This window comes from Streptomyces sp. AA4, assembly GCF_000158875.1.
Classification (GTDB): domain Bacteria; phylum Actinomycetota; class Actinomycetes; order Mycobacteriales; family Pseudonocardiaceae; genus Amycolatopsis.
Map to the genome: position 1 here is coordinate 7,190,643 of NZ_GG657746.1, position 25,012 is coordinate 7,215,654.

A 25,012-nucleotide genomic window follows, 5' to 3' on the forward strand; every position below is an offset into this window, starting at 1 on the left:
CTGCTCAGCTGTCTCTTTTCGGGTCTGGGGCGGAGATCTCGCGGAAGGCTTGCGCGGCCCGGTCGAGGCATTCGGGCATCCGGTCGAGCGCGGTGGCCCATTCGCGTTTGGCCTCCCGGTACCGGGCTCGCGCGGCGACGGGCCAGCCGGCCACCTCTGGCTCCACCTCGGACTCCAGTTCGGCGAGCACCGCACCGAGGTCGCCGGTCGTGCGGCGGATCCGGGACAGCACCTCGGCGGCCTGTTCGAAGCCTGGATCGCCGGTCATGGGTGATCGGCGCACCGCACGCGCTCATTTGAGCACTTTACGGTGCTGGACGCGGCCGCAGCGCGCGCGACGTCCACGAGATCTGCCAGACTTGCCAGAATGCGATCGAACTGCTGCTCCCAATCGTTCATCGCCTGGCCGAACCGCACCGCCGCCTCGCCGCGCCACGATGCCTGCAGCGCCGCCATTTCGCTGTTCACCGTGCCGAAACAGGCGTTCGCCGCGTCGATCGCCGCCGCGAACCTCGCCCCCGCCGGAACCGGGTCCACGCCTCCTCCTCCCCCTCGCCGCGCCGAAGCCGCGAATCGAGCGCGCGGGTTCCTCGTCGAGGCTGCCGCAGGGATTCCGGTCCGGAAACCGGAGCACGCGGCCGATGCCCCTTTGTCACGGCAGGTGTGCCTGCCGGACCGCCCGGCCGGTTTGCCCGGCGTTCACCGGCGGGCCTCCCCGTGGTTTCTGTCTACCGGACAATTCGCTGGACAAGACAGGCAAAAGCAACCTGGGGCAGTCCCGTCACGTCACCTTTTCGGCGTAAGCTCACCAGTGGCATCCGGCGTGTGACGATCCGTCAGCGCGTGAAGGGAGACCGATGTCGGCATCCGGCGGCGTCCCGGCGCCGGAAATCCAGCTGCTCGGACCGGTGCGAGCCTGGCTCGGCGACCGGCAGCTCGACCTCGGTTCCGCTCATCGGCGCACAGTCTTCGCGGTGCTCGCGTTTTCGGCGAACCGCACCGTCTCCCGCGAAGTGCTCATCGACGCGGTGTGGGGCGACGCGCCCCCGGCCAGCGCGCAAGGGAGCATCTACACCTACATCTCCGGGCTGCGCCGCGTCCTCGAACCGGGCCGCCGCAAAGGCGCCGAATCGCAGCTGATCGCCTCGACCGGCTCCGGCTACTCGCTCTGCATCGAACCGGAGCAGATCGACGTCCACCGGTTCAGCGCGCTGCGCGACCTCGGCAACCGGCTGCTCGCCGAGGGACGCCGGGCCGAGGCGCGGAGCGTGCTCGACGAGGCTCTCGCGGAATGGGACGGCACGCCGCTGCACTGTCTCTCCGGGCATTACGCCACCGCGCAGCGGGTGCGGCTGGAGGAACTCCGGCTGGCGACCGTCGAACGCCGGGCCGAGTTGGCGATCGACTCGGGCGAGTCCGCTGGGCTCGTCACGCAGCTCGGCGAACTCGCCGCGGCGCATCCGTTCCGCGAGCCGCTGCACGGTCTGCTCATGCGAGCGCTCGACAGCGCGGGCCGCCGTCACGAGGCTCTCACCGTTTACACCGAACTGCGCGAGCGGCTGGTCGAAGCCTCCGGCACCGAGCCGGGGCCAGCGTTGCGAGAGCTGTACGAGAAGCTGCTGGCCACCGAGGATTCGTCCGCGCCCGCGCCAGCCGCGAAGGTCCCCCGCTTCCCGCTGCCGGTGCTGCCGCCGCGTCCGGCGACGTTTGTCGGACGGGAAAACGAGCTGCAGTTGCTCCGCGAGGCCGTCGCCGGTCTCGGCGGCGGCCTCGGCCGTTCCGTGTGGGTCAAGGGCGAACCGGGCATCGGCCGGACCGCGCTGCTGGCCGAAACCGTCGCGCTGGCACACGAAACCGGCTATCCCGCCCTGTTCGCCGCCGCGGATTCGCTTGACCAGGGCTTCGCGCTGCGACCGCTGCTGGACGCGCTCGGGGTGCACCCGCGCGCCTCGGACCTGCGCCGCGCGGAACTGGCAGTGGCGCTCGCCGAGAACCCGGAGCTGGACCCGGTTCAGGGCATTCTCGGGCTGGTTCGGCAGCTCTGCGCGGACGGACCGCTCGCGCTCGTGGTCGACGATCTGCAGTGGGCGGACGAAACCACGCTGCGGGTGTGGCAGCACCTCGCTCGCGAGACCCGGCGGCTGCCGCTCCTGCTCGTCGGCGCGAGCCGTCCGCTCCCCCGCTCGGCCGCGCTCGAAGCGCTGGCCGCGGACCTGTCGTCCGGCACGACCTCGCTGCTGTGCCTGGATCCGTTGCCGGACCACGACATCCGGAAGATCGCCGCCGGACTCACCGGCGCGCCGCCGAACCGGATGTTCTCGGTCCTGCTCGGCCACGCCGCCGGAAACCCGCGCTACGCCACGGAAATCGTCGAGACTCTGCTGGCCAATTCGATGATCCTGCTCGACGGCGCGCACGCGATCGTCGACGGCAACTCCTGCCGCTCGATCCCGTCGCCGCTCGGCTCGCGGATCACGCTGTACCTGATCTTCCTCTCCAGCTCGGCGCGCGACCTGTTGCGCTGGGCGGCCTTGCTGGGCAAGGAATTCTCGCTCGCCGACATCGCGATCGCCACCGAACGCGCGCCGACCGCCCTGGTCGCCGCCGTCGAGGAAGCGCTCACCGCGGGCGTGCTGGTCGAGTCCGGCGATCTGCTCGCGTTCCGGCATCCGTTGCTGCGCCGCGTGTTGTACGAAAAGACGCCGGCCGCGATGCGCGTCGCGTTGCACCGGCAGCTGGCCGAAGCGCTCGACGGAGCGGGTGCGGGCGCGGAACGCGTCGCCGAGCAACTGGCCGCCGCGCCCGCGCAGGTGGACCCGTGGATGGCGAACTGGCTGGTCGAGCACATCGGCACGGTCGCCGCGCAGTCGCCGCGGATCGCGGTCGACCTGCTGAAACAGGTGGTCAAACAGGCCGTGCTGCCCGCCGAGGCGCGCGAACCGCTCACCGCCACGCTCGCCCGGTTGCTGTTCTGGCTCGGCCGGGAACCGGAAGCGGAGGCGCGGTCGGTCGTCGCGCGCACCAAGGACAGCAGGCAGGCGGCGGAAATGCGCTGGATCCTCGCCTACATCTATTACCGCCGCGGCGAATTCGCCGAAGCATCCGCGGAAGTCCGCCGCACGCTGGCCGATCCGAAGGTGCCGGAGATGTGGCGCGGGCGGCACGAAACCCTGCGCGCGACCATCGAACGCTTCGCCGTAGACCATCAAGCGGCCGCCCCGGATCTGTCCGAACTCGGCGTGCTGGACGGACTCGACAACGACGCGGACCTGAGCACCGCGCGCCGGCTGGCCGCGACCCGGGCGGTGCCGGGGGAAATGCACCTGGCCGGCGCGGTGCACTACTACTGGCGCGGCCGCTGGGGCGAGGCGCTCGCCGAACTCGACACGGTGATCCGGGGCGGCGCGGAAACCGCGTCGTATGTGTTGCGCAGCCCGGGTTCGGCGTTGCTGGTGCACGGGGTCGGCGCGCTGATCGCGAGTCACCGGGACGAGCCGGACGAGGCGCGCGCGCATCTCGACGCGGCGGCCCGGCACCAGTTCCCGCACGGTCTCGAACCGAACGGCGGCGATTACCTCCTCGCCGCGCGCGCCCAACTCGCCGAGCTGGAAGGCGATCCGGACGCCGCTCTCGCCGCGCTTCTCCCGCTGCTGGACCAGAACTACCCGCCCGCGGCGCGCCAGCAATGGCTGCCCGACCTCGCCCGGCTCGCCATGCAGCTCGGCGACCAGCCGCACGCGTTCCGGGCGCTGCGGCTGATGGGCGACACCAGCGGATACGACACTCCGCCGTCGCACACCGCGGCGACCGCGCACTGCCGGGGCCTGGTCACCGCGGATCCGGACGCGATCCTCGGCGCGGCCACGCACTACGAGTCCGCCGGGCGGATGCTCAAACACGCCCGGGCCAGCGAGGACGCCGCGATCCTGCTCGCCGAGTACCGCCGTCTCGACGAGGCGCGCACGGCTTTCCTCGCGGCACTCACCAGCTACACCTCGGTCGGCGCGGCTTGGGACGTGCGGCGGGCCGAGACGCGGATGCAGCCGTACGGCATCCGGCGGGCCAGTCCGGTCCGCGCGCGTGCGGCAGGAGAGTGAACCGGGGTGGACTCGCGTCCATGATCGACCGGTAAACTCGGTCAACACGGCGAATGGAACGGCATGCCAGGGGACTTGCGGGTGACAGCGCTCGGCCCGCTGCGCGCCTGGCGCGGGACGACCGAAATCTCGCTCGGACCCGCGCGGCAGCGGGCGGTCTTCGCCATGCTGGCGGTCGCAGCCGGACGGCCGGTGCCGCGCGCGGAGCTGATCGCGGGAGTCTGGGGCGATTCGCCGCCGGCCAGTGTCGAAGGCAGTGTGCACACCTACATTTCCGGGCTGCGCCGTGCGCTGGAGCCGGAACGCACCCGGTGGTCCGCGTCGACCGTGCTCGGGTCCGGCCCGGCGGGCTACACGCTCGACCTCGCGCCGGAAGCCCTGGACGCGGCGAGGTTCGAGCAGCACCGGGAAGACGGCATCCGCGAGGCCGAGGCCGGGGCGCACAACCGAGCGGTCGCCGAGTTCGGCGCCGCGCTCAAGCTTTGGCACGGCGAAGCGCTGTCCGGGGTGCCCGGCAATTTCGCCGAACGGCATCGCGCGTACCTGGCCGAGTTGCGGCTGGACACGCTGGACCGGGCTGCCCGCAGCCGGCTGGAGCTGGGCGGCCACCAGGAGATCATCGCCGAGCTGACCGCGCTCACCGCCGAATATCCGCTGCGCGAATCGCTGCGGGCCTCGCTGATGCTCGCGCTTTACCGCAGCGGTCGGCATTCCGACGCGCTCGACGTCTTCCAGGACGTGCGCCACACGCTCCGCGCCGAACTGGGCGTGGAGCCTGGACCAGGATTGCGCGAACTGCACCAGCGCGTGCTCGCCGAGGACCCGGCGCTGGACCTGCCGCGTCCCGCGGTGCCCGAGCCGGTCGTGCGGACGCCGCAGGATCCGTTGCTGGGCCGGGAAACCGAGGTCCGCGAGCTGCATCAGCTGCTCGACGACGTCCGGGCGGGCCGCGGCCGGGCGGTGTGGATCGAGGGCGAGGCCGGGATCGGGAAGTCGGAGCTGCTGGCGCACGCGTTCGGCGAAGCTGGCGGCCTGCAGGTCGCGTGGGTCGCCGCGGACGAGCTGAGCATGCGGTTCCCGTTGCAGGTGATGCACGAATGCCTGGCGATCGACCCGCATTCGCCGGATCCGCGCCGGGCGCGCGTCGCGTTGAGCAGCGAGGAACCGGGGCGGCGGGCCGGCGACCCGGTGCTCGATTCGGTGGACCGGCTGCTGGCGCTCGTCGACGAACTGTGCGCCGAATCGCCGTTGCTGCTCGTGGTCGACGACCTGCAGTGGGCGGATGAATCGAGCGTGCTGGTGTGGCATCGGCTGTCCGCGGCGGCCCGGCAGCTGCCGTTGCTGCTGGTCGCCGCGACGCGACCGGCCCCGGAGCGGCCGGAGATGACCCAGCTGCGCCGCGGCGTCGAGACGCGCGACGGGATCGTGCTCGACCTCGGCCCGCTCGGCGAGGACGACGTCCTGTGCCTGCTGCAGCGGCAGATCGGCGCGGATCCCGGGCCGCGGCTGCGCGACCTCACCGGGCGGGCTGGCGGCAATCCGTTGTACCTCAAGGAAATGCTGGACGCGCTGGTGCATTCGGGCGCGGTCGAGCATCTCGACGGACGCGCCGACGTCCCGGATCCGCTGCGCTTCGAGCCGCCGGAATCGATTGTCGCGGCGGTGAACCGGCGGCTGGAGCTGCTGCCCGAGCAGACCCGGCACGTGCTGGGCTGGGGCGCGATCCTCGGCATGGAGTTCGCGGTCGGCGACATCGCGGCGGTGCTCGGACAGCGTCCGTCGGATCTGCTCGGCCCGCTCGAAACGGCCGTGGCGGACAACATCCTGCTCGACGCCGGCACTCAGCTCGCGTTCCGGCTTCCGTTGCTGCGGCAGACGTTGTACCACCATCTGCCGCCGGAAACGCGAGCCGCGCAGCATCGGCAGGCGGCCGAAGCGCTGGCCAAGATCGGCGCGCCGGTCAAGCGGGTCGCCGAGCAGCTCGTGGCCGTTCCGTCCACTGTGGACCCGTGGGTGCTGGACTGGCTCGTGGAGCACCAGAGCGCCGTCTCGAACCGGGCCCCGCTGATCGCGGTCGAGCTGCTGGAACGCGCGCTGGCCGTGGTCGAGGACGACGATCCGCGCCGCGAGCCGTTGCTGGTCGCGCTGGTGCGGGTGTTGTTCCGGCTCGAACGGAGCCCGGAAGACCTTGCGCTGCAAGCACTTGAGGTGGCGCGCGATCCGGACAACGCGGCGGAGATGCGGCACGTCGTGTCCGCGATGCGGTTCCGCCGCGGCGACGTGCAGCTCGCGGTGGAGACGCTCGGAAATCCGGCGGAGGACCCCGGGGTGCCGGAGCTGTGGCGGGTCAAGGGCCGTCATCTGCTCGCGAACTTCCGGCGCGGCGGACTCGACGACCTCGCCGTCGCGGAGAAGAACGCGCACGTCGCGCGGGCCGAGGCGAACGGCGACGGCTATCTGACCGCGCACGCGCTGCAGACGTTGTGGCTGGTCGATTCCGTGCGGCGGCATCATACGAGCGCGCTGAAGCACGTGGACGAGGCGATCGCGGCCGTCGGTGACGAGCACGAACTGGCCGACCTGCACCTCGATCTGCTGGACAACCGGGTTTTCACGATGCAGAACCTCGACCGGCTGGACGACGCGAACCGCACGCTGCAGGAAGCCGCCGAGGTGACGCGGCGGCACAGCATGCCGAGCGGGTTGCAGGTTTCCGTTGCGGTGCACCGGTATTGGGAAGGCCGGTGGGACGAAGCGCTGGTGGAACTGGACACGGTGACCGAGGACGGTCCAGCGATCACCTTTTTCGGCCTTCGTGAACCGGGAGCGGCGGCGCTGCTGCTGCACGGGGTCGCGGCCCTCATCGCCGCGCGGCGGGGCGAGCACGCGCAGGCGGCCGCGTTGCTGGACGCGGCGGAGGAACACGCGCCCGCGACCAGTGCCGAGCGGGAAAGTTTCGACTTTTTGCTGGCCGCGCACGCGCTGGTCGCCTATCAGCAGGGTGATCTGCAGAAGGCGATCACGGTGTTCGAGCCGATTTTGAATCCGACTTACGCGCAGATGATGTTGCGGCATCAGTGGTTGCCGCAGTTCGCGCAGATCGCGTTGGCGGCGGGCGACCGGGCGGCGGCGGAGCGGGCGCTGGCGGTGTGTGTCGAAGAGGCGGAGAAGGAACTGGAACCGGCACGGGCGTTCGCGGCCGCGGAATGGTGCCGGGGATTGCTGGGCGAGGATCCGGAGCCGGTGCTGCGGACGGCGGAGCATTTCCGTGCGGTGGGGCGGAAACCCGAGTTGGCCAGCGCGTTGGAGGACTCGGCGGTGCTGCTGGCCCGGGTCGGTCGGCTGGACGCCGCGCAGGCCGCGTTCGACGAGGCGGCTTCGCTGTACACGGAGCTTTCGGCAGCCTGGAACCTGGAGCACGCGGAGAAGCGGTTGCAGGCGGTCGGCGTGCAGCGCGGGGCTTCGCTGACGTCGGCGCGGCCGGAGCGCGGCTGGGAGTCGCTGTCGACGCTGGAAGTCCGCATCGCCCGGCTGGTCGCGGCCGGCCGGTCGAATCCGGAGATCGCGACGGAACTGCGGCTGCCTCGGCGGACGGTGCAGGCGCACGTGGTGCGGTTGCTCGGGAAGCTGAACGCGCCGTCCCGCAGCGAGCTGGCGAACGCGGTGGCGCGCCGGACGGGGTGACGAAAGTCGGGGGTCGCCGGAGACGGTCGGCAGACGCGGAAAGCCCGGCTGAGACGGCAGAGTTCCGGCATGCGCTTCCGAACAGTCCTCGCCGCCTCCCTCCTCGTCACCGCCGTAGGGGTCGCGCCCGCCGCGGCGGAGACCACTTTCGAGCTGCCTACGCCAACCGGGCCGCACGCGATCGGCGAACGCGACGTCCACCTCGTTGACCAGGCGCGGAACCGGGAGCTGATGATCAGCGTCTGGTACCCCGCCCGGCCGGGCACCGGGCCGAAGGCGCGGTACCTGCCCGCTCAGGCCGCGTCGTACTTCGACCAGGGCGCGGCACCGGCGCTGGGCCTGCCGACCGGCAAGGTCGACTGGGCGGCCGTCGAGACGCATGCCCGGGCGAACGCGCCGGCAGCGGGGCGGTGGCCGGTGGTTGTCTACTCGCCGGGCTGGGCGTCGCTGCGGGCGCTGGGCAGCGCGACCGCCGAGGATCTCGCCAGCCGCGGGTATATCGTGGTGACCATCGACCACACCGGCGAGGCACCGTTCGTCGTGTTCCCCGACGGACGGGTGGTGTTCTCTTCGCAGAGCAAGGACCTGGTCGCCGGGATGCGGACGCGGGTCGCGGATGTCCGGTTCGTCCTGGACCAGCTGCCGGGGATTCCCGGGCTGGGCAAGGCAATGGACGTGAGCCGGCTCGGGTTGATCGGGCATTCGTTCGGCGGGGACACAGCGGCCGAAGTGTCCACCGTGGACTCCCGAGTGGACGCGGTGGCCGACCTGGACGGGTGGCTCGCCTACGACGTCGACGGCAAGCAGCTCACTCGCGCGGGCTCGGACGGGGTGCCGCGGCCGGTGCTGTTGATGGGCTCGTCCGGCAGCACCAGCGACGGCCAGGCGCGCAGCCATCGGACGGCACCGGCGTGGAAGTCGTTGTGGGAGCGCACTTCGGCACCGAAGCAGGACATCGCTCTGGCGACCGCGATGCACTACAGCTACACCGACGTCCAGTGGTTCCTTCCGAAGCTGGCGCAGCGGGTGCCGGTCGATCCGAAGGTGCGGCAGACGCGGATCGGGACGATTGATCCGCGGACGAGCATCAACGTGCAGCGGTCCGCGATCGCCGGGTTCTTCGGGCGTTATGTCTCGTGAATCAGGCCCGGGTCAGGCCGGTCGAGATGCTGCGCACCAGGTTCCTTCCGAGCAGCAGGAACAGGACGATCACCGGCAGCACGCCCAGCGTCGCGCCGGTCAGCATCAGGGCGTAGTCGGTGAAGTAGCCGCTGGCCAGCTGGGACAGGACCACCTGCACGGTCGGCGTTTCCGCCGGGTCGAGGACTACCAGCGGCCAGAAGTAGTCGTTCCACGCGCCGAGGAAGGTCACCATCGCCAGGACGGTCGCTTGTGGACGGAGCGCCGGGACCGCGACGTGCCAGAACGTGCGGAGGATCGACGCTCCGTCCACAGTGGCCGCGTCCACCAGGTCCTGGTCGATCGAGCCCTCGCAGGCCTGGCGCATCCAGAACACGCCGAACGCGCTCACCAGGGCAGGGACGATCACCGCCTCCAGGCGGCCGTACCAGCCGAAATCGCTCACCACCAGGTAAAGCGGGACCACGCCCAGCTGCGCGGGCACCATCGCCGAGCCGACCACGAAGAAGAACAGCGTGTTGCGGCCGCGGAATCGGAGCCGGGCGAAGGCGAAGCCCGCGAAGCTGGACAGGACCACATTGGACACCATCACCGTCGTCGCGACGATCAGCGAATTGCCGATCGCAAGCCAGAAGTCGACGGTGGTGAAGACGCGCTGGATGTTATCGAAGAGATGGCCGCCGGGCAGCAGCAGCGGAGAGGTCTCGCCGATTGCCGTGTTGTCCCGAGTGGACACCACGAACGACCAGTACAGCGGGAACAGCGACGCGGCGACCAAGCCGACCAGCACGGCGTACACCCAGGCCCCGGCCCGGCCCCGGCGGATCACGGCGCACCCACGAAGCGGCGCACCAGCCGGTAGTTGACGATCGCGAACACCAGGCAGATCAGGAACATCACCCACGACAAGGCCGCCGCGTATCCGGCGTCGAATTTGCCGAAGCCCTTTTCGTACAGATACATCGTGAGGGTCTGGAACTGCCGGTCGTTGCCGCCCGCGCCGCCGTTGCCGGTGGCGTCGAACAGTTGCGGCTCAGCGAACAACTGGAGCCCGTTGACCGTGCCCGCGACCGCGGTGAACGCGATCGTCGGGCGGATGCCGGGCACGGTGATCGACCAGAACGACCGCCAGCGCGAGGCGCCGTCGAGCGCGGCGGCCTCGTAGAGATCCTGGGGCACCGCCTGCATCGCGGCCAGGTAGATCAGCGCGTTGTAGCCGGTCCAGCGCCACATCACCATGCTCGCGACCGCGAGGTGCGACGACCATTGGTGCGCCTGCCAGGAAACCGGCGGCACTCCGAACCAGCCGAGCACCTCGTTGACCACGCCGTAGCCCGAGCTGTACAGCTGCGCGAACACCAGCCCGACGGCGACGACGGACACCAGGTTCGGCAGCAAAAGCCCGGCCCGCCACCAGGTCGCCGCGCGCAGCGGCCGGTTCAGCAGCGCGGCGATGCCGAGAGCGAGGAAGAACTGCGGGATCGCGGCGAGCAGGAAGATGCTGACGGTGTTGAAAAACGCGTTGTAGAATCGCGGATCGGCGAACAGCTCCGCGTAGTTCGCGAGGCCGAGCCCGCCTTCCGGGCCGGACAGCAAATCCCACCGGTGCAGCGAAACCCACGACGTGTACAGCAGCGGAAACACGCCGAAGAGTCCGAAGAGGACAAAGAACGGCAGGATGAAGGCGTAGGTGGTGAGCTTCCGGTCCACGGCGGCTACTTGATCGCGTCGCGGCCCATCCGGACCGCGTCGGCCCACGCCTGCTCGACGTTCTCGGTCCCGTCCTCGATCCGGCCGAGCGCGCGGCCGAACTCGGGACGCACGTCCGCGTCGTGCAGGCCGCGGTAATTCGGGCGCAGCCGGTCTGCCGACGCCGCGTAGATCTGGCCGACCGGCGCGTTCGAGAAATAGGGATCGGTGTGCGCGATGACCTGCGGATCCTGGTACACGCTCGGTTCGCTCGGCAGGATTCCGTCGGAAAGGAAAAGCCGTTTCTGCTGCGCGGGTGCGGTCAGCCACTGCGCGAGTTCGTAGGCTTCCTTCGGATGCGCGCTTTGCTTCGGCACGGCGAGGAAGGAACCGCCCTGGTTGCCGCTGTTGCCCGGCACCGTGGTGACGTCCCATTTGCCGCTGCCCGCGTCGCCGCCGGCTTCTTTGATCTGCGCGAGCATCCAGGCCGGACACGCGATGGTCGCGAAGGCGCCCTGTTTGATCGCGACGTTCCACGCCTGCGTGTAGGTGGTCGCCCCGGCCGTTTCGCGGGCTTGCGCGAGACCGCCGGACAACAGGAAAGCGTTGCGCACGCTGGGGTTGCGATCGGCGATGTAGGAATCGTCCTTCGCGGAGAAGTAGTTCTCCGGCGATTGGTTGAGCATCGCGGTGTACACGGTGCCCGCCGAATCGGCGAACTTCACTTTCGGGAGCTTTTCGGTGAACCGGGCGGCGACCTTCGCGTACCCCGGCCAGTCCGGCATCAGCTCGGCGACGGCCTTGCGGTCGGTGGGCAACCCGGCCTGCTGGAACAGGTCCCGGCGGTAGCACATCGCGAGACTGCCCATGTCGGTGCCGAGACCGAACACGTAATCGCCCGACGTGCCCTGCGCCCATTTCCACGGCGCCCATTGCTGCTTGAGCTTGTCCGCGCCGTACTCGGCGAGGTTGACGAATTTGTCCTTGGCCCGGATGTACTTCGGAAGGTACTGCTCCTCGACCGCGACGACGTCGGCCGCGCCGCGACCGGCCGCCAGCTGCGTGGCGAGGCTCTTGAAATGCGTGTCGAAATCGGTGACCCGGCCGCGGATCTCGATGTTCGGGTGGTCCTTCTGGTACTGCTCGAACAACGGCGCGTAACCGAACTCGCCGAACGTGGCCACGCTCAGCGTGATCTTTCCCGAGGACGCGGCGGAACCGCACGCGGCCGCCAGTAACAGGAATGCGGCGGCGAGCGCGGCAACGGCCGGGCGCCGGGTCAGCTTTCGCACGTGGTGAGCATCCTTTAAATCACTCCGGCGCGCAGCGCGTAAGCGACGGCGTGCGGACGGTTCCGCAACTTGAGCCGGTTCGTCATCCCGTAGATCACGTTCTTCACGGTCCGCTCCGAGTAGCAGAGCTTGTTCGCGATTTCCGCGGTGTCCCAGCCCTCGGCCATCAGCCGCAGCACGTCGACCTCGCGCGGCGACAGGTTGGTGCGGTCGCCGTTGCGGCGCAGGGTCTCGGCCTGCTGCAGCAGATCCCGCATCGAGGTCTCGCGCCCGGAAGCCGCGGCCACGATGCTGCGCACCAGCTGGTCGCCGCCGATCGCGTCGCGCGGCAGCACCGCGGCGACGTGCCAGGCGGCCAGTTCGGCGAGATCGTCGGCGTCCACGTATCCGGCGACGAACACGATGGCCGCGGGCGTCTCCGAGGCCGCGGCCCGCAGCGCCGCCTTCACCTCGCGGGTGACGCGGTTCGCGGCGAACACGAGCACCGCGGCTTCCCCGCGCTGCTGGCCCGGCATCACCCGCACCTCGCGGCGCGTGCGCAAATGGTCGATGAGGCCGGCGAGCGTGATCGGGTCCGAAGCCCATGCCGCAACCTTGACCTGATTCATCGCTGCCTCCCCGTGCAGAGCCTGTGCTTGTCGTGTGCCGGTCAGTGTGCCCACCGCGGCTTCACGAAATCTCTAGTCGGGACGCGCTCATTCTTCACAGCGTGAAGTTGGGCCCGCCGGTGGGGTTCGGTTACCGTCACGGGGACCTGTCCGGACCAGCAAAGGAAATGATGAAGGCGCACGCACGACCCCGCCGGAGCACCGCAGGAGCCGTCAGCGCGTTAACGCTCATATGTGCGCTTTCCGCGTGCTCCGGGGATCGTTCCGTTTCCGGAACGGCAACGTCCGCCGCGCTCGCCCCGCCGAGTGCGGCAAGTTCGCCGCAAGCCGCTCCACCTGCGGCAACCTCGCCGGCGCAGACTGTGCCGGGCCAGGGATCGTGCGCTTCGGCGGTGTCGGTGATGGATCCGCGGGCGCGCGTGGCGCAGCTCGTGGTGCCGGGCGTCAACGCGGGCGATCCGGCGGCCGTCGCGAACCTCGTGCGGACGCAGCAGGTCGGCGGGATCTTCGTGGGGGACAAAAAGACCACGCTGTTGCAAAATGGCGCGCTCGACGGCGTCCAGCGGGCGGCGAAGATCCCGGTTTCGGTCGCGGTCGACGAGGAGGGCGGCCGGGTGCAGCGCATCGACGACCTCGACGGCTCGCTCCCGAGCGCCCGGCAACTGGCGGCCTCGAAGACGCCGGACGAGGTGCGGGCGATCGGCGAACAGCGCGGCAAGCAACTGCGTGCACGCGGGGTGACGGTCGACTACGCACCGGACGCGGACGTGAGCGACGAACCCGACGACGCGGTCATCGGCGACCGTTCGTACAGCGCGGACCCGGAAAAAGCGCGGCAGTACGCGATGGCCTTCGCCGAGGGCCTGCGCGCGGGCGGGGTGCAGCCGGTGCTGAAGCATTTCCCGGGCCACGGCCACGGTTCGGGCGATTCGCACCGCGGAACGGTCGTCACGCCGCCGCTCGAACAGCTGCGCCGGGTCGATCTGGTGCCTTATCGCGATATCTCGGAGTACGGCCAGGTCGGAGTGATGGTCGGGCATCTCGAGGTGCCGGGGCTGACCGGGGACGAACCGGCGTCACTGGCCCCGGAGGCGTATCGGTTGCTGCGCAACGAGTTCCACTTCACCGGACCGGTGATCACCGACGACCTGGGCGGAATGAAGGCGATCACGAACCGGTTCGCGCTGCCGGACGCGGTGCTGAAGGCGTTGCAGGCGGGGGCTGACCAGGCGTTGTTCTCGTCCGGGCACAACGACGTCGGGGCAGTGGTGGACCGGCTCCAGCGGGCGGTGGAGAGCGGGGAACTGCCGGCGGCGCAGGTGGCGGCTTCGGTGGAGCGGGTGTTGGCGGGCAAGGGGTTTTGCCGTCCTTGACCTGCGGACGGTGCCGGGTAGCGTCGGAGCGTGAAGCCGATTCTGCTGCTCGACGTGGACGGGCCGCTGAATCCCTTCGCGGCTGAGTGCCCGCCGCTCGGCTACGTCGAGCACCAGTGGCGTATCTCGCGCTGGCGGCGGAAGGCCGGGCGACGGGCCTGGCGTCGGCCCGGCGCTCGGGCTGCCCGCGCTTCCCGTAGTCGGGGTGCGTGCCTACGACGAGCGCCCGGACTGGAAGTACGGCGCGGTTGGCCGTTTCGCGGCTGGGCATCCCTTGGCGTGGCTCGATGACCACCTCGCCGTTGCGGAAACCGCACTCCGGCAAGGCAAATCCTGAGACTCAGTCCTCCTCCGCGAGAACCCGAGCCAACACCGCGGCAGCGCTCACCGTCTGCGGATGCTCCTCCCCCAGCGCTCTCCGGCACCTCGGCACCAGGTCCTCCAGCACCGCGAGCGCCGAAGCTCGGTCGCCCAAACGAAGGTGGATCTGGACCAGGTTGCCGGTGGTCCGCAGGGTGCCCAGCGCATCCGGGCCGAGGGCGCGGCGGGTGCGGGCCAGGACGTCTTCCGTCTGGTCGCGGGCGCGTTCGTATTCGTTCAGCCCCATATATGCCACGCAAAGGTTGTTCGCGACGGTCAGCGTCAGCGGGTCGTCCTCGCCCAGGGTGCGGCTGGCCCGCGGCAGGAGCGCGGCCAGCAGGTCGCGCGCTTCCGCGTGTTCGGTGGTGCCGATCAGGCAACCCGCCAGGCGGTTCGCGACGGCGAGGGTGTCCGGGTGGTCCTCGCCCAGTGCCTCGGTCCATTCCGCGTACAGAAGCCGTCCCAGGGCGGCACCGGGGTGGGCTTGGCCCGAGACGAAGAGGTAGCGCAGCACTCGGATGAGCAGCTCGCGGTACTCCGGCGGTTCGTGGCTGCGGAGATCGCCGGAGGCGGCGGCCATCCGGATGCCGATCGCGACCTGGCGGTATTCGGGCCACGACTCCTTCCGGTCCGGGTCCAGGTCCACGAAAGCCGGAGCCTCCGCGAGAGGCGGCAGGACGGGATAGAGCACCGGTTGCCCGCGGTCCCACAGCGAAGCGGGGCCGTCCTCGATCAGGCTGGCCGGGCAGCCGCGCTCGTGGAAGAGGTCGCAGCCGGAGCTGAGCACCGAATGCCGGCGGCCGGAGTAGAGGACCGGCACCGGGTACGCGTGGAACGGCTCGCCCTCGTTGTCGATGACGGTGGTGCCGTGGCGGCCCGCGCAGGTCCAGTCCACTTCCAGGCGCCAGGCGACCTCGTGGGTGGTGGTGATCGGTTCGATTTCGAACTGCTCGACGTCGGTCGCGCTGACGGTGAACGGGAAGTCCAGGCCCTGGGCGACCAGCCGCGGCGCCGGGGCGTCGAAATCGGTCGTGAAGGGGCGCGGTTCCAGGTGCCCGCCGACCCGGACCAGCAGGCAGGCCGGACGCGGAGGCGTTCGCGAGACAACCACGACCCGCGCGGAGTGCAGGACGACGGCTCGGTTCGTCCGGGCTTCCACGGTGATGAGGTGGACCGTTCCGCCGGGCACGGCGACCCGCGGCGGATCGGTGTCCAGCACCAGATCGGCCAGGGTGCTGCCGGGTTTCAGGCGGACCGAGGCGATGAGCGGGTCGGCCAGATCCGCAGGACTGTCGCCCGCTCGGCCGACGTTGATGTCGCCGTGCACCGCCCCGGCCATGACGACCTTGTCGAAGCGGCCGCCGGTGATGCGGTTGGCAGAGGACTCTTCCGCGTCCGTCACCCCGACGAGCCTAGCCGTTAACTCAATGAACGAAAGGGGCCTTCGGAGCGGATCCAGGGTGACGATGGTCGCGCTCGCCCGTCGATCGAGGAGGATCGGATGTCCGGACGTTTCCGTGCAGGCGTTGCCGTACTGGCCGCGGCGATTGGGTTCGGAGTGCTCGCCGCGCCCGCATCGGCCGCAGCGATGCCGACGACCGGGTGCGGCACGGCGGTGCCCAACGCTGGCACCACGACGGTCGAGCATCTGACGTCCGGCGGCATCGAGCGCGAGTACCGGATCTACGTGCCGGCGCGCTACAACCCGCACCGGCAGTACCCCGTCGTCCTCTCCTATCACGGGCACGGCCGCACCGCGGAGTACCAAGAGGAGCTGTCCGGCTTCTCCGGCTCGGACGTGATCGCGGTGTACCCGCAGGGCGTCCCCGGCACCGACGGCAAATCCGCCTGGACCGGCGCGCCTTACTCGGCCCCGGTCGACGACGTCCGGTTCACCGGCGACCTCCTCACCTCGCTGCGGCACCGGATGTGCGTGGACCCGGCGCGGATCTACGCGGCGGGCAAATCGAACGGCGGCGGGTTCGTCGGCGTGCTGGCGTGCCGGATGGCCGACCGGATCGCCGCGTTCGCCCCGGTTTCCGGCGCGTTCTACCCGCAGGGCGGCGCCTGCCGGCCGAGCCGGAAGGTCGCGCTGCTCGACTTCCACGGCACGGCCGACACCACCATTCCCTACGCAGGCAATCCGGCCAAGGGGCTACCGTCCATTCCGGACTGGTTGCACGGCTGGGCCGATCGCGACCGGTGTTTCCCTTATCCGGTATCGGTTTCTCCGGTGCCGGGTGTGGTGAAGCAGTGGTGGCCGGGCTGTTCGCTGGCGCATTACCGGGTGGAGGGCGCCGGGCACGTCTGGCCCAGCACCAAGCCGAACAACGACTCCGACACCCCGACCGCCCTCGACGCCACGCCGGTGATCCTCCAGTTCTTCAAAGCGCACCGGCTCGCCGGAGTCTGAATTTCCGCGCCGTGCCATCGCGGACTGTGGCATGGTGACCGGGTGCACCTGCCCTCCGCAGCCAACCAGATCCGGCGATTCGAAGGTCTCCGGATCACGGACATCGAGACCCAGGATTGGGCCAGCGTTCCCGGAGAAGTGCTCGGCGAGTGGGACGGCGAGGACGCCGCCGCGGTCGCCGAGCTCCTCGCCGAACTGCCCGATGGGGAGTTGATGCGCTGCTTCTTGCCCCGCTACGGGATTCGCGCGCACGGTTCCGCGGGGGTCTTGTTCGAGATCGCCTTCTGCTTCCGTTGCCACGGCGCATTGACCCTGCTCCCCGGCCGGGGCGAGCAAGACCTCATCGCGTTCGATGCCGGCTCCGCGCCCGCGCAGCGCCTGCTCGAGAAGTTCAAGGCCCTCGACCCGCCTCGTGCCGATCGCTGAGATCTCGCGCGGAGCCTGCGCCTCAGCCAGCCCGACCCGCCGGCTCCCGCTTCTTGGCGAGCATCCGGCGGAACCCCTCCGCGACCACCTTCGCGGTGTCCTTGCCGTGATTCGCGGTGATCCGCTTGACCATCTCGGCGGACTCCGCCGCGACCTCCTCGCTGCGGGCGAACATCCGTTCCTCGTGCCTGGTCAGCGCGGTCTCGACGTCGTCCGGATGCGCGGCCAGCAGTTCGGCGAGGTCGGAGCCGTCGAGCATGGCCAGGTTCGCGCCCTCTCCGTTGGGGCCGCACAGGTGTGCCGCGTCGCCGATCAGCGTCACGCCTGGGATCCGCTCCCATTGGTGCGCGCCTGGCAGCGTGTAGTGCCTCCGTAAGATCGGCGCGGTGTCGCCGCCCGCGATCAACTCGCGGATTTCCGGGGCCCAGTCGGCGAATTCGGCCGCGACGCGGGCGAGGGCGGCTGAAGTGCCGAGGCCGTGGAGTGCGTCGAACCATTCCTGCGGTTTGTTCAGCATCGCGTACGTGTGCAGCGCGTCGCGTTCGCGGTGCACCATGATGCGCCGGTCCGGTCCGGGCGAGCCCATTCCGCCGCCGCCCACGATCTTCGCGGCCTCCGGATGCCGGGTCTCGGCGTCGTAGAGGTAGGTCTCGACGAAAGCCCGGCCCGTGTATTCCGGAACGGCGTCGGACAGCAGCGGCCGCACCCGCGACCACGCGCCGTCCGCCCCGACCAGCAGCTTCGCGACGACCGAACCCCCGTCGGCGAAGGAAATCTCGTGCCCGTCGGCGACCGTGCGGACGCTGCTGACCTTCCGTCCCCACTGGACGGTGCCCTCCGGGAGCGAGTCGAGGAACATCTGCCGCAGTTCGCCGCGCAAGAGTTCGGGACGGCCACCGGTGCCGTCGTCGGGGTGGTCCAGCAGGACGGTGCCGTCGGGATCGAGGATCCGCATCTGCTGGCGGCCCTCGAGGATCAGGCCGCGGAACTCGTCCAGCAAACCCGCCGCCTCGACCGCGAGCTGGCCGTTGTAGTCGTGAATGTCGAGCAACCCGCCCTGGGACCGCGACATCGGCGACGGCTCGGCCTCGTACACCGTGGCGGGAATCCCGTGCACGTACAGGACCCGGGCCAAAGTGAGTCCGCCGAGGCCGGCGCCGATGATGGTGACTGGAGTCTGCATTGTTCTCCCCTGTGCGTCGATGACCTCCGAAGATTCGCGGACGTCGCTGGCATCGGCCGCACACTTCGCTGGCAGTCCGCTGCCAAGCACTGACAGCGCGTGAGAGTCTGGGATCCGAGACAGAATCGCCGGACGGCTACTTGGCCGCCCGGCCCGCGCTGACGTTGAGTTCGTCCAGCGCATTCACCGAAGAAACCGCAGGAGGGGCACGTGGCGGCCACACTGGAGCGACGCTCGATCGACCCGGTGCCGGAGTCCGAGCGACACGGGCATCCGCGCAGCCTGTTCACCCTGTGGTTCGCCGCGAACACGCAGATCACCTCGGCGGTCACCGGCGCGCTGACCGTGCTGGTCGGCGTTCATCCGCTGTGGGCGATCGTGGCCGTCGTGGCAGGCAACGCGCTCGGCGGCATTCCGATGGCGCTGCACGCCGCGCAGGGGCCGAAGCTCGGCATCCCGCAGATGATCCAGTCTCGCGCACAGTTCGGCGTGTACGGCGCGGCGCTGCCGCTGGTGCTGGTCGTGGTGATGTACCTCGGGTATTTCGCGAGCGGTTCGCTGCTCGGCGGCCAGGCGGTCGCCCAGATCACGCACCTGCCGACCGACGCGGCGATCGCGGTGTACGCGCTCGCCTCGGCACTGATCGCGATCGTCGGATACCGGCTGATCCACCGGTTCGGCTGGATCGCGTCCGCGCTGTCCGTGGTCGTCTTCCTCTACCTGACGATCCGGCTGTTCAGCGGACACGACCTCGGCGCCGTGCTGGCCGCGCCGCACCTGGACTTCCCGAAGTTCCTGCTCGCTGTCTCGCTGACCGCGTCGTGGCAGCTCACCTTCGGCCCGTATGTCGCCGACACCTCCCGCTACCTGCCGTCGGCGACGTCGGTGCGCGCGACGTTCTGGTGGACGTACGGCGGCACGGTGCTCGGCGCGGTGTGGGCGATGTCGTTCGGCGCGTTGGCGTACGCCATTGCCGGGAAGGCGTTCAAGGGCCACGAAGTCGCATACGTCGTCGGCCTTGGCGGCGAAGCGCTGCTGATCCCGCTGCTACTGGCTATCGCGCTCGGCAAGTTCACGGTGAACGTGCTGAACATTTACGGCGGCTACATGACCGTCGCGACCGCACTGACCGGCTTCGGTCGCCGCGCGGCGCTCTCCCAGGCCACGCGGATCGGCTACATCGCGGGTGTCGGCGTTGTCGGCGCGGTGATCGCCATCCTCGGCCGGGGCCAGTTCCTGTCGAACTTCGTGCTGTTCCTCGACTTCCTGCTGTACTTCCTCACGCCGTGGAGTTCGATCAACCTGGTCGACTTCTACCTGTTGCGCAAGGAGAAGTACGACCTCGACGCGCTTTATGACCCCAACGGCCGCTACGGTCGCTGGGCCTGGCCCGCGCTGGCCGCGTACGTGCTCGGGATCGCCGTGCAGATCCCGTTCGCCAACGTCGAAGGCATTTTTGTCGGTCCGATCGCGCCGCTGCTGGGCGGCGCGGACATCTCGTGGCTGCTCGGCCTGATCGTGCCCGGCGCGCTGTACGTGGCGTTCATGCGCCGGTCGGCCGCACTTCGAGGGTGACCGTCCGGGCCGGGTTCGCGCCCTGGTCCGCGCTGGAGACGGCGAACGCGGTCAACGGCAAGCCGCTCGCCCCGGCCAGCACCCGGGCCGCGGAGGCCGCGCGGGCCAAGGAGACCGTTGACCCGCCGCTCGCTGGACCGCCGGGAACCGCGACGCCGTGACCGAGCACGGTGATACGAATGGACTGTCCCTTCAGGACGGACGCCCAGTTGGTCAGCGTTGTTTGCCCGGCCTCATTGGGCTCTGTCGCGTTAGGACTGAACAGACTGCGATCGAAGCTGACGGTCACCGCGTCAGCGCTTATGCGTGTCGACGCACCTGGTGCCGCCAAGGTTTTCGCTAGCTGCTGGAGCTGCTCTCGCCGCTCCTTGGCTGCGGCGGCATCACGGGATTCCACGCGGTGCAGGCGGTCCAGTTCGGCGCGGAAACGGTCGTCCGGCTTGGCCACCGTGACCGCCTGAGGCGGCTGCCGAGTGGTCAGCACCACCCCGCCCGCGATCGCGCCGCCAATCATCACCGCGGCCCCGGCGGTAAGCAGGTAGCGGCGGATCGGCCGTCGGCGCAACCGTCCGGAGTGGACTTTCGCGATGACGCGCCGACCCGCCTTCGCCGCGGAATTGCCCGGCTGCAAGGTCAAAACGGCCGCCCACGCCGCGTCCGCCGCGGCGAGGTCGCCGGACTGTGCGTGCACGCGGGCCAGCAGATCGAGCCGTGCCGGATCGCCTGCCGAATCCGGTTCCAGAAGCGCGACGGCTGCCTCGAAGTCGCCGCGCCGGGCGAGGTCGGCGCCTTCGGCGAGGATGAGTTCCCGTTCCAATGCCCGCGAAAGTTCGATCATCATCGCTCCCCGCGAAGGATGCCGCCGCCCGGCTGGTCCCGCCGGTCGTCCGGAAGGAGGCGGCGCAACCGGCGGTTGACGTCCGTCAGCGCCACCCAGTTCGACGTCGCGGCAGCCCGCTCGCCCTCGCGGATCAGCTCCCGCGCGCGGGCCGGGTCGGACATGCGGTCGCGCGCGGCCCGAAGTGCGTTGAACACCTCCACATCCAGCGAACCGTCGCGGCGCATCAGCAAGACCTGCAGGTCCAGCGCCCGTTCGGACAATCGCTCGCCCGCCTCGACGTCGTGCGATTCGGCGATCGCCGCGTACCGGCGCTCGATCTCGGCCAGTTCGGCCCGGTCCTCGTCCGCGCCGACCCGGTCGACCAGTTCGCGGCAGTGGTCGAGCTGGTCTCGCAGCCGTTCCAGCACCTCGGGAACGCGCAGTTCCGCCTCGATGTCGTCGAGGTCTGCCTGCACGTCCCGCATCCGCCGTTCCGCCGCGACCGCCGCCCCGTCGTCGGTGCTGCCGGAGCGCACCTCGTCCCGGACCGCCGCGACGCTGCCCTGCGCGTCCAGCCGGTTCAGCAGCCCGCGCGCCCGGTCCGACCGCGTCCCCTCGACCTGCGTCCGCACCTGTTCGTGCCGCGCTTCCAGCTCGTTCAGCAGCCGCCGCAGCGTCTGCGGGTCCGGGACATGCTGTTGCTTGAGGTCGATGACCGCCTCGAACTCGTTGTCCAGCAACGGAACCTCGGCGACCACGGACACCTGCCGCGAATCGTCCATCTCGAAGGTCATCACGACCTCGCTGCCGCGCGGCAGGTCGAAGCGTACGTCCTTGGCGCGGATTTCGATGACGCCCACCTGCTGGTTCCGCTCGCCGCGGCGACGTTCGCCTTCCGCGACCGGAATCCGGATCACCGAAGAGGTGTCGCCGCGCCGCAGGGTCGCCGTGGTGAAGAACGTTTGCCGCTTCGCCGCGGGCAGCGGCGCGTTTTTCCTCAGCATCGGAGTGAAGGACCCGTCGGCCTCGGTCAAGCCGACCGTGTTGACCACGGTCTGGCCCATCATTTCGTTGCGCTGGTGGGTGATCGTGAGCGAATCGGGCTGTACCGGAACGCGCGTGCCTGTCGGATCGAGCAGTTCGATCTCGAACCGGTTCGTGCTCAGCTCGTCGAGCACCGCGTCGACGGTGAACGTGCCGTCGGCGGAAAGGGAAACCTCGGACGTCCGGTAGACCGGCCTGCGCTGCGGTGCGCTGAGCGCGATCCGGAACCGGGACCAGCCGGCCGCACCGTCCGTCGAGCAGCGGCCGGAAATCGGCACGCTCGGCAGGCTGGTGGTGGCGGGATACGACAGTGCGAGGGAGTACTCCCCGCGCTTCGCCGGGCGCACCGGGCGCGGGCGCGCCACTGTTCCGGCGTAGGCGGCCGCACCGCGCGCCACCACCGTGCTCGGGTCCTGGCTGTGGTCGAGCGGAATGCCGAGCCCGGCCGTCGGGTCGGCCAGCAGTTCGCGCAACCCGGGCGCGAGGGTCGGGCCGCCGACGAGCAGCAGGCGGTCGATGTCCGCCGGACGCAGGTTCGCCGACTCCAGCGCGGTGCGGCACAACTGCACGGCACGGAGATAGAACGGCCGCGCCAGCCGGTCGACCTGCTCGCGGCACAGGGTGTACTCGAACACCTCCTCCTGTCCGTCGCCCCGGTCGAGGTCAAGCAGCAGCTGAGTCTGTTCGGACTGGGAGAGCTGGATTTTCGCGGTCTCGGCGGCGCTGCGCAGCCGCGCGAAGTTCCGTCGCCAGCGCGGGTGGTCCCGGCGGAAATCGGGGATCCCGAGTTGCCGGGCCGCTTCCGGCGCGAGCACCTGGTCCAGTACCGCCTGGTCGATGTTGCGGCCGCCGAGGTGCGTGTCGCCAGCGTGGTGCAGCACGCTCAATTCCCCTTCGCCCGTGCTGACCACCGCGGAGTCGAACGTCCCGCCGCCGAGGTCGAACACCATCCAGTGCGCGCCTTTGCTTTCGTTCTGGAACCCGAACGCGAACGCCGCCGCGGTCGGTTCCTGCAGCAGCGGGCAGTTCCCGGTGAACCCGGCCAGTTTCGCGGCTTCCTGCGTCGCCTCGGTCTGGTTGAGCAGGAACGCCGCGGGCACGGTGATCACCGCCGCGTCCGGCGGTTCGCCGGGGACGGACCCGCGCAAGGTTCGCAGCACTTCCGCGGACAGTTCCACCGGCGTCAGGCTGACCCCGGCTTTCGGGAATTCCCGCCGCGCGTCCGGCAATCCCATGGACTGCTTGAATTCGATCTGCACGCTGTCCGGATCGTCCTCGAGCCGGCGCCGCGCCCCCGCGCCGACCTCGATCACCCCGCGTTTGCGGATCCAGACGGCAGACGGCGTGTAGTCCGTCTGCGCGTTGTTCTTGAGCACCGACACCGCACCGTTTTCCAGCACCGCGATCGCGCTGTTCGTGGTGCCGAGGTCGATCCCGAAATCGATCGTGTCACGCATCCGCTTCCCCGTTCCCCCGGGCGGCCGGGCGCCCGACGATGACCTGTCCCATCTGGATCCGGCGGCCGGTCAGGTAAATCGACGGCCGCACGGTCTCCACCACCCGCTCGACGTCCAGGCCCGGTTCGTCCTGGAACAACAGCACCTCCAGCGCCATCCCGGAACCGAACGGGATCCGGTCGTGGTCCTGCACCAGCACCCCCGCCGCGTCGAGCGCGTCCTGGCTCGCGCTGAGGAACCGGCCCGCCTGCCGGGCCACCCGGTCCTCGGCGCCGGCGAGCTTGCGCCGCGCCCGCCACAACGCCGTCGCCGCCTCCGCCAAGTCCGATTCGGACAGTGCCGATGCGGCGTCCTTTGCGGTCGCTACCGCGGACAGCTGTTCGAGCAGCTCTCGCAACCGGGCGCGTTCCTCCTCGTGCAGACCAGGTTCGGCGATCCGGAATTCCTTGTGCTGCTTGCGTTGCCGGTCTCGCATCACCAGCCCCTTCGCACTCGAACGAACGGAGCGACGTACACCAGCACCGCCGCCATCGCGACCGCCAGCCAATAAGGCAGGGCAATCAGACTGAGCGCCAGATAGATCCCGACGTCCAGCCCCAGCAGAGCCGGATACCGCCGGGGCGTGGTCCACGGCCGAGCCGCGACCAGGCAATTCGTCAACGCGCCCGGAACCGCGACGAGAAACATGATCGCCGGAAACGCGTCCTCCGGCAGCTTCAAAGCCAGAAAGACCGTCGCCGCCACCGCGTGCAGCAAGGCGGCGAAAACCCGCGCCCCCGAAGGTTCCCGCGCTGGAGCGAGGCTTGGCACATACGTCGTGGCAGCGAGCTCGTTGCGCGCCACGGCCTCCAGCGTTTCCGGATCGCGGCTGCATCGCCGCGCGACCGCGAACACCTCCCGGATCAGGCCCGCCGACCCGCCCCGCACCTCTGCCAGCGCGACCCCGATGTTGTTCGCCACCACCGCGATCGCCTCCGAAAGCGACGCTGTCCGCCGGAATTCCGCCCGCGGAACCACCTCTTCGAGCCGGTCGAACAGCGGCTCCGCTTCCTCGACCGTCCGCTCCGCCGCCGCTTGCACCCGATTTCCGTCCAGGTCGCCCCGAAGGTCTTTGAGCAACGCCTCGACCCGCCGATACGTCCCGTCCGCGATAGCCGTCCGCGCGTCCTCGATGGTGTGCCGATCAGCCCCGAACAACGCGAGGTACCCCGTGAACCGCCGTGGCTCAGCCGATTTCGCGGCGACTTCGATCATCGGCGCGAGCACCGCGTCCGGCAACGCGGCCCGTAACCCGTCCACAGTGGATTCATCAAGCCGCCGGTCGCCCAGCTTCTCGACGCGATGGTTCAGATGCCGCCAGAACGATTCACTTCGGAGGACAACTGCCCAACACCGAGCAGCTTCGGTCCACAATGGAGTGGGATGGTCGTCGGTGCGGCCAGCTTCCGCGTCGAGGGCCGCCGCGTAGGCCGCGACCGCGTTGTCGTGCTTGCGGTGCAACTGGAGCGGGCATCCGCATTCGGCCGGCGAGCCCCAGGTCCAGAAGACCTCGTCGACGAGCCGATGCTCGGCGTTGCCGAGCGCGTCGAAGGCCGCCCGCACCTCGTCGGCCGTGGCCTCCGCGGGCACCCCGTCCGGCGGCGCACCGCCGACTTCAAGCACCCCCAGGACTCGAAGCCGCCGCTCCCGCACCTCGCGCCGCGTCGCGGTCGCGGGGAGGCCGACGATCCGGAACGGGTTGCGCCGGTACAACTCGGGCGTCGACACCTCCCGCACCCGCGCCGCGGCGGTCCGACCGCGCCCCTCGTTCGCTTCCATGCCGGGGAAGGTAGGGCGACCCGGCGGGGAGGG

At 70.1% G+C, this 25,012-nt stretch carries 20 protein-coding genes; 8 read left to right on the top strand and 12 right to left on the bottom strand.

From position 1 onward, the window contains the following. Window positions 1–4 precede the first annotated feature (4 nt). The gene (locus SSMG_RS32690) at window positions 5–268 is read right to left on the bottom strand and encodes a WXG100 family type VII secretion target (protein WP_037715613.1); all 264 of its coding nucleotides are present in this window, start codon (window positions 266–268) and stop codon (window positions 5–7) included. Then, window positions 265–537 (bottom strand): WXG100 family type VII secretion target, encoded by a 273-nt coding sequence (locus SSMG_RS32695; protein ID WP_009083209.1) that lies wholly within the window; start codon window positions 535–537, stop codon window positions 265–267. Before SSMG_RS32695 ends, SSMG_RS32690 begins: the two co-directional genes overlap by 4 nt. A gap of 320 nt (window positions 538–857) precedes the next feature. Between SSMG_RS32695 and SSMG_RS32700 the strand changes: the two genes are divergently transcribed. From SSMG_RS32700 to SSMG_RS32710, 3 genes are all read left to right on the top strand, one after another. Further along, window positions 858–4,097: a BTAD domain-containing putative transcriptional regulator gene (locus SSMG_RS32700; RefSeq protein ID WP_009083210.1), complete on the top strand. Its 3,240-nt coding sequence runs from the start codon at window positions 858–860 to the stop codon at window positions 4,095–4,097. A gap of 63 nt (window positions 4,098–4,160) precedes the next feature. Continuing rightward, entirely contained in the window at window positions 4,161–7,781 is a 3,621-nt protein-coding gene (locus tag SSMG_RS32705) for a BTAD domain-containing putative transcriptional regulator (protein ID WP_037715616.1), read from the top strand. Between the two features lie 69 nt (window positions 7,782–7,850). Continuing rightward, a complete protein-coding gene (locus tag SSMG_RS32710; RefSeq protein ID WP_009083214.1) occupies window positions 7,851–8,921 on the top strand; it encodes a dienelactone hydrolase family protein in 1,071 nt (356 codons plus the stop codon). A 1-nt stretch (window position 8,922) separates the two neighbouring features. Here SSMG_RS32710 and SSMG_RS32715 read toward each other — a convergent pair whose 3' ends face one another. Genes SSMG_RS32715 through SSMG_RS32730 form a run of 4 tightly spaced genes read right to left on the bottom strand, consistent with a single transcriptional unit; the run spans window position 8,923 to window position 12,510 of the window. Beyond that, window positions 8,923–9,750, bottom strand: a complete 828-nt coding sequence (locus tag SSMG_RS32715; RefSeq protein ID WP_286156989.1) for a carbohydrate ABC transporter permease — start codon at window positions 9,748–9,750, stop codon at window positions 8,923–8,925. Beyond that, window positions 9,747–10,631 carry a carbohydrate ABC transporter permease gene (locus SSMG_RS32720; protein ID WP_050788337.1) on the bottom strand — a complete coding sequence of 295 codons (885 nt, stop codon included), beginning with the start codon at window positions 10,629–10,631 and terminating at the stop codon, window positions 9,747–9,749. Before SSMG_RS32720 ends, SSMG_RS32715 begins: the two co-directional genes overlap by 4 nt. Before the next feature lie 5 nt (window positions 10,632–10,636). Beyond that, window positions 10,637–11,902, bottom strand: a complete 1,266-nt coding sequence (locus tag SSMG_RS32725) for an ABC transporter substrate-binding protein (RefSeq protein WP_009083218.1) — start codon at window positions 11,900–11,902, stop codon at window positions 10,637–10,639. A gap of 14 nt (window positions 11,903–11,916) precedes the next feature. Further along, window positions 11,917–12,510 carry a LuxR C-terminal-related transcriptional regulator gene (locus SSMG_RS32730; RefSeq protein ID WP_009083220.1) on the bottom strand — a complete coding sequence of 198 codons (594 nt, stop codon included), beginning with the start codon at window positions 12,508–12,510 and terminating at the stop codon, window positions 11,917–11,919. A 401-nt stretch (window positions 12,511–12,911) separates the two neighbouring features. Here SSMG_RS32730 and SSMG_RS32735 point away from each other — a divergent pair, with 401 nt between their 5' ends. Together SSMG_RS32735 and SSMG_RS47370 are read left to right on the top strand one after the other, a co-directional pair. Further along, window positions 12,912–13,883 carry a glycoside hydrolase family 3 N-terminal domain-containing protein gene (locus SSMG_RS32735; RefSeq protein WP_037718372.1) on the top strand — a complete coding sequence of 324 codons (972 nt, stop codon included), beginning with the start codon at window positions 12,912–12,914 and terminating at the stop codon, window positions 13,881–13,883. Window positions 13,884–14,088: 205 nt separating this feature from the next. Continuing rightward, complete coding sequence (locus SSMG_RS47370; protein WP_286156990.1) at window positions 14,089–14,220, top strand: hypothetical protein; 132 nt, start codon at window positions 14,089–14,091, stop codon at window positions 14,218–14,220. A gap of 3 nt (window positions 14,221–14,223) precedes the next feature. Here SSMG_RS47370 and SSMG_RS45005 read toward each other — a convergent pair whose 3' ends face one another. Further along, window positions 14,224–15,645, bottom strand: coding sequence for a tetratricopeptide repeat protein (locus SSMG_RS45005; protein WP_100266956.1), 1,422 nt, complete (start codon window positions 15,643–15,645; stop codon window positions 14,224–14,226). A gap of 99 nt (window positions 15,646–15,744) precedes the next feature. Here SSMG_RS45005 and SSMG_RS32745 point away from each other — a divergent pair, with 99 nt between their 5' ends. Together SSMG_RS32745 and SSMG_RS32750 are read left to right on the top strand one after the other, a co-directional pair. Beyond that, window positions 15,745–16,656 (top strand): PHB depolymerase family esterase, encoded by a 912-nt coding sequence (locus SSMG_RS32745; protein WP_009083224.1) that lies wholly within the window; start codon window positions 15,745–15,747, stop codon window positions 16,654–16,656. Between the two features lie 42 nt (window positions 16,657–16,698). Further along, entirely contained in the window at window positions 16,699–17,082 is a 384-nt protein-coding gene (locus tag SSMG_RS32750) for a hypothetical protein (protein WP_009083226.1), read from the top strand. Window positions 17,083–17,104: 22 nt separating this feature from the next. Here the strand turns inward: SSMG_RS32750 and SSMG_RS32755 are convergent, their stop codons facing one another. Continuing rightward, the gene (locus tag SSMG_RS32755; RefSeq protein WP_009083227.1) at window positions 17,105–18,265 is read right to left on the bottom strand and encodes an NAD(P)/FAD-dependent oxidoreductase; all 1,161 of its coding nucleotides are present in this window, start codon (window positions 18,263–18,265) and stop codon (window positions 17,105–17,107) included. A gap of 210 nt (window positions 18,266–18,475) precedes the next feature. On the opposite strand from SSMG_RS32755, the gene SSMG_RS32760 reads away from it, so the two are divergent. Beyond that, window positions 18,476–19,840 carry a cytosine permease gene (locus tag SSMG_RS32760; RefSeq protein ID WP_009083229.1) on the top strand — a complete coding sequence of 455 codons (1,365 nt, stop codon included), beginning with the start codon at window positions 18,476–18,478 and terminating at the stop codon, window positions 19,838–19,840. Here SSMG_RS32760 and SSMG_RS32765 read toward each other — a convergent pair. Genes SSMG_RS32765 through SSMG_RS32780 form a run of 4 tightly spaced genes read right to left on the bottom strand, consistent with a single transcriptional unit; the run spans window position 19,809 to window position 24,979 of the window. Next, the gene (locus SSMG_RS32765) at window positions 19,809–20,678 is read right to left on the bottom strand and encodes a hypothetical protein (RefSeq protein ID WP_037715618.1); all 870 of its coding nucleotides are present in this window, start codon (window positions 20,676–20,678) and stop codon (window positions 19,809–19,811) included. The two genes, SSMG_RS32760 and SSMG_RS32765, sit on opposite strands and share 32 nt — an antisense overlap. Continuing rightward, complete coding sequence (locus tag SSMG_RS32770; RefSeq protein ID WP_009083232.1) at window positions 20,678–23,161, bottom strand: Hsp70 family protein; 2,484 nt, start codon at window positions 23,159–23,161, stop codon at window positions 20,678–20,680. The genes SSMG_RS32765 and SSMG_RS32770 overlap by 1 nt, the downstream gene beginning before the upstream one ends. Continuing rightward, entirely contained in the window at window positions 23,154–23,636 is a 483-nt protein-coding gene (locus tag SSMG_RS32775; protein ID WP_009083234.1) for a hypothetical protein, read from the bottom strand. The genes SSMG_RS32770 and SSMG_RS32775 overlap by 8 nt, the downstream gene beginning before the upstream one ends. Further along, on the bottom strand, window positions 23,636–24,979 hold the full coding sequence (locus tag SSMG_RS32780) for a hypothetical protein (RefSeq protein WP_009083236.1): 1,344 nt from the start codon (window positions 24,977–24,979) through the stop codon (window positions 23,636–23,638). Before SSMG_RS32780 ends, SSMG_RS32775 begins: the two co-directional genes overlap by 1 nt. Window positions 24,980–25,012 lie beyond the last annotated feature (33 nt).

Bases quoted from the DNA above. Each gene is read 5' to 3' on its own strand.
- SSMG_RS32730 (WP_009083220.1), bottom strand. From the start codon at position 12,510: ATGAATCAGGTCAAGGTTGCGGCATGGGCTTCGGACCCGATCACGCTC.
- SSMG_RS32690 (WP_037715613.1), bottom strand. From the start codon at position 268: ATGACCGGCGATCCAGGCTTCGAACAGGCCGCCGAGGTGCTGTCCCGG.
- SSMG_RS32700 (WP_009083210.1), top strand. From the start codon at position 858: ATGTCGGCATCCGGCGGCGTCCCGGCGCCGGAAATCCAGCTGCTCGGA.
- SSMG_RS32745 (WP_009083224.1), top strand. From the start codon at position 15,745: ATGTCCGGACGTTTCCGTGCAGGCGTTGCCGTACTGGCCGCGGCGATT.
- SSMG_RS32770 (WP_009083232.1), bottom strand. From the start codon at position 23,161: ATGCGTGACACGATCGATTTCGGGATCGACCTCGGCACCACGAACAGC.
- SSMG_RS32710 (WP_009083214.1), top strand. From the start codon at position 7,851: ATGCGCTTCCGAACAGTCCTCGCCGCCTCCCTCCTCGTCACCGCCGTA.
- SSMG_RS32735 (WP_037718372.1), top strand. From the start codon at position 12,912: ATGGATCCGCGGGCGCGCGTGGCGCAGCTCGTGGTGCCGGGCGTCAAC.
- SSMG_RS32705 (WP_037715616.1), top strand. From the start codon at position 4,161: ATGCCAGGGGACTTGCGGGTGACAGCGCTCGGCCCGCTGCGCGCCTGG.
- SSMG_RS32765 (WP_037715618.1), bottom strand. From the start codon at position 20,678: ATGATCGAACTTTCGCGGGCATTGGAACGGGAACTCATCCTCGCCGAA.
- SSMG_RS32775 (WP_009083234.1), bottom strand. From the start codon at position 23,636: ATGCGAGACCGGCAACGCAAGCAGCACAAGGAATTCCGGATCGCCGAA.
- SSMG_RS32755 (WP_009083227.1), bottom strand. From the start codon at position 18,265: ATGCAGACTCCAGTCACCATCATCGGCGCCGGCCTCGGCGGACTCACT.
- SSMG_RS32780 (WP_009083236.1), bottom strand. From the start codon at position 24,979: ATGGAAGCGAACGAGGGGCGCGGTCGGACCGCCGCGGCGCGGGTGCGG.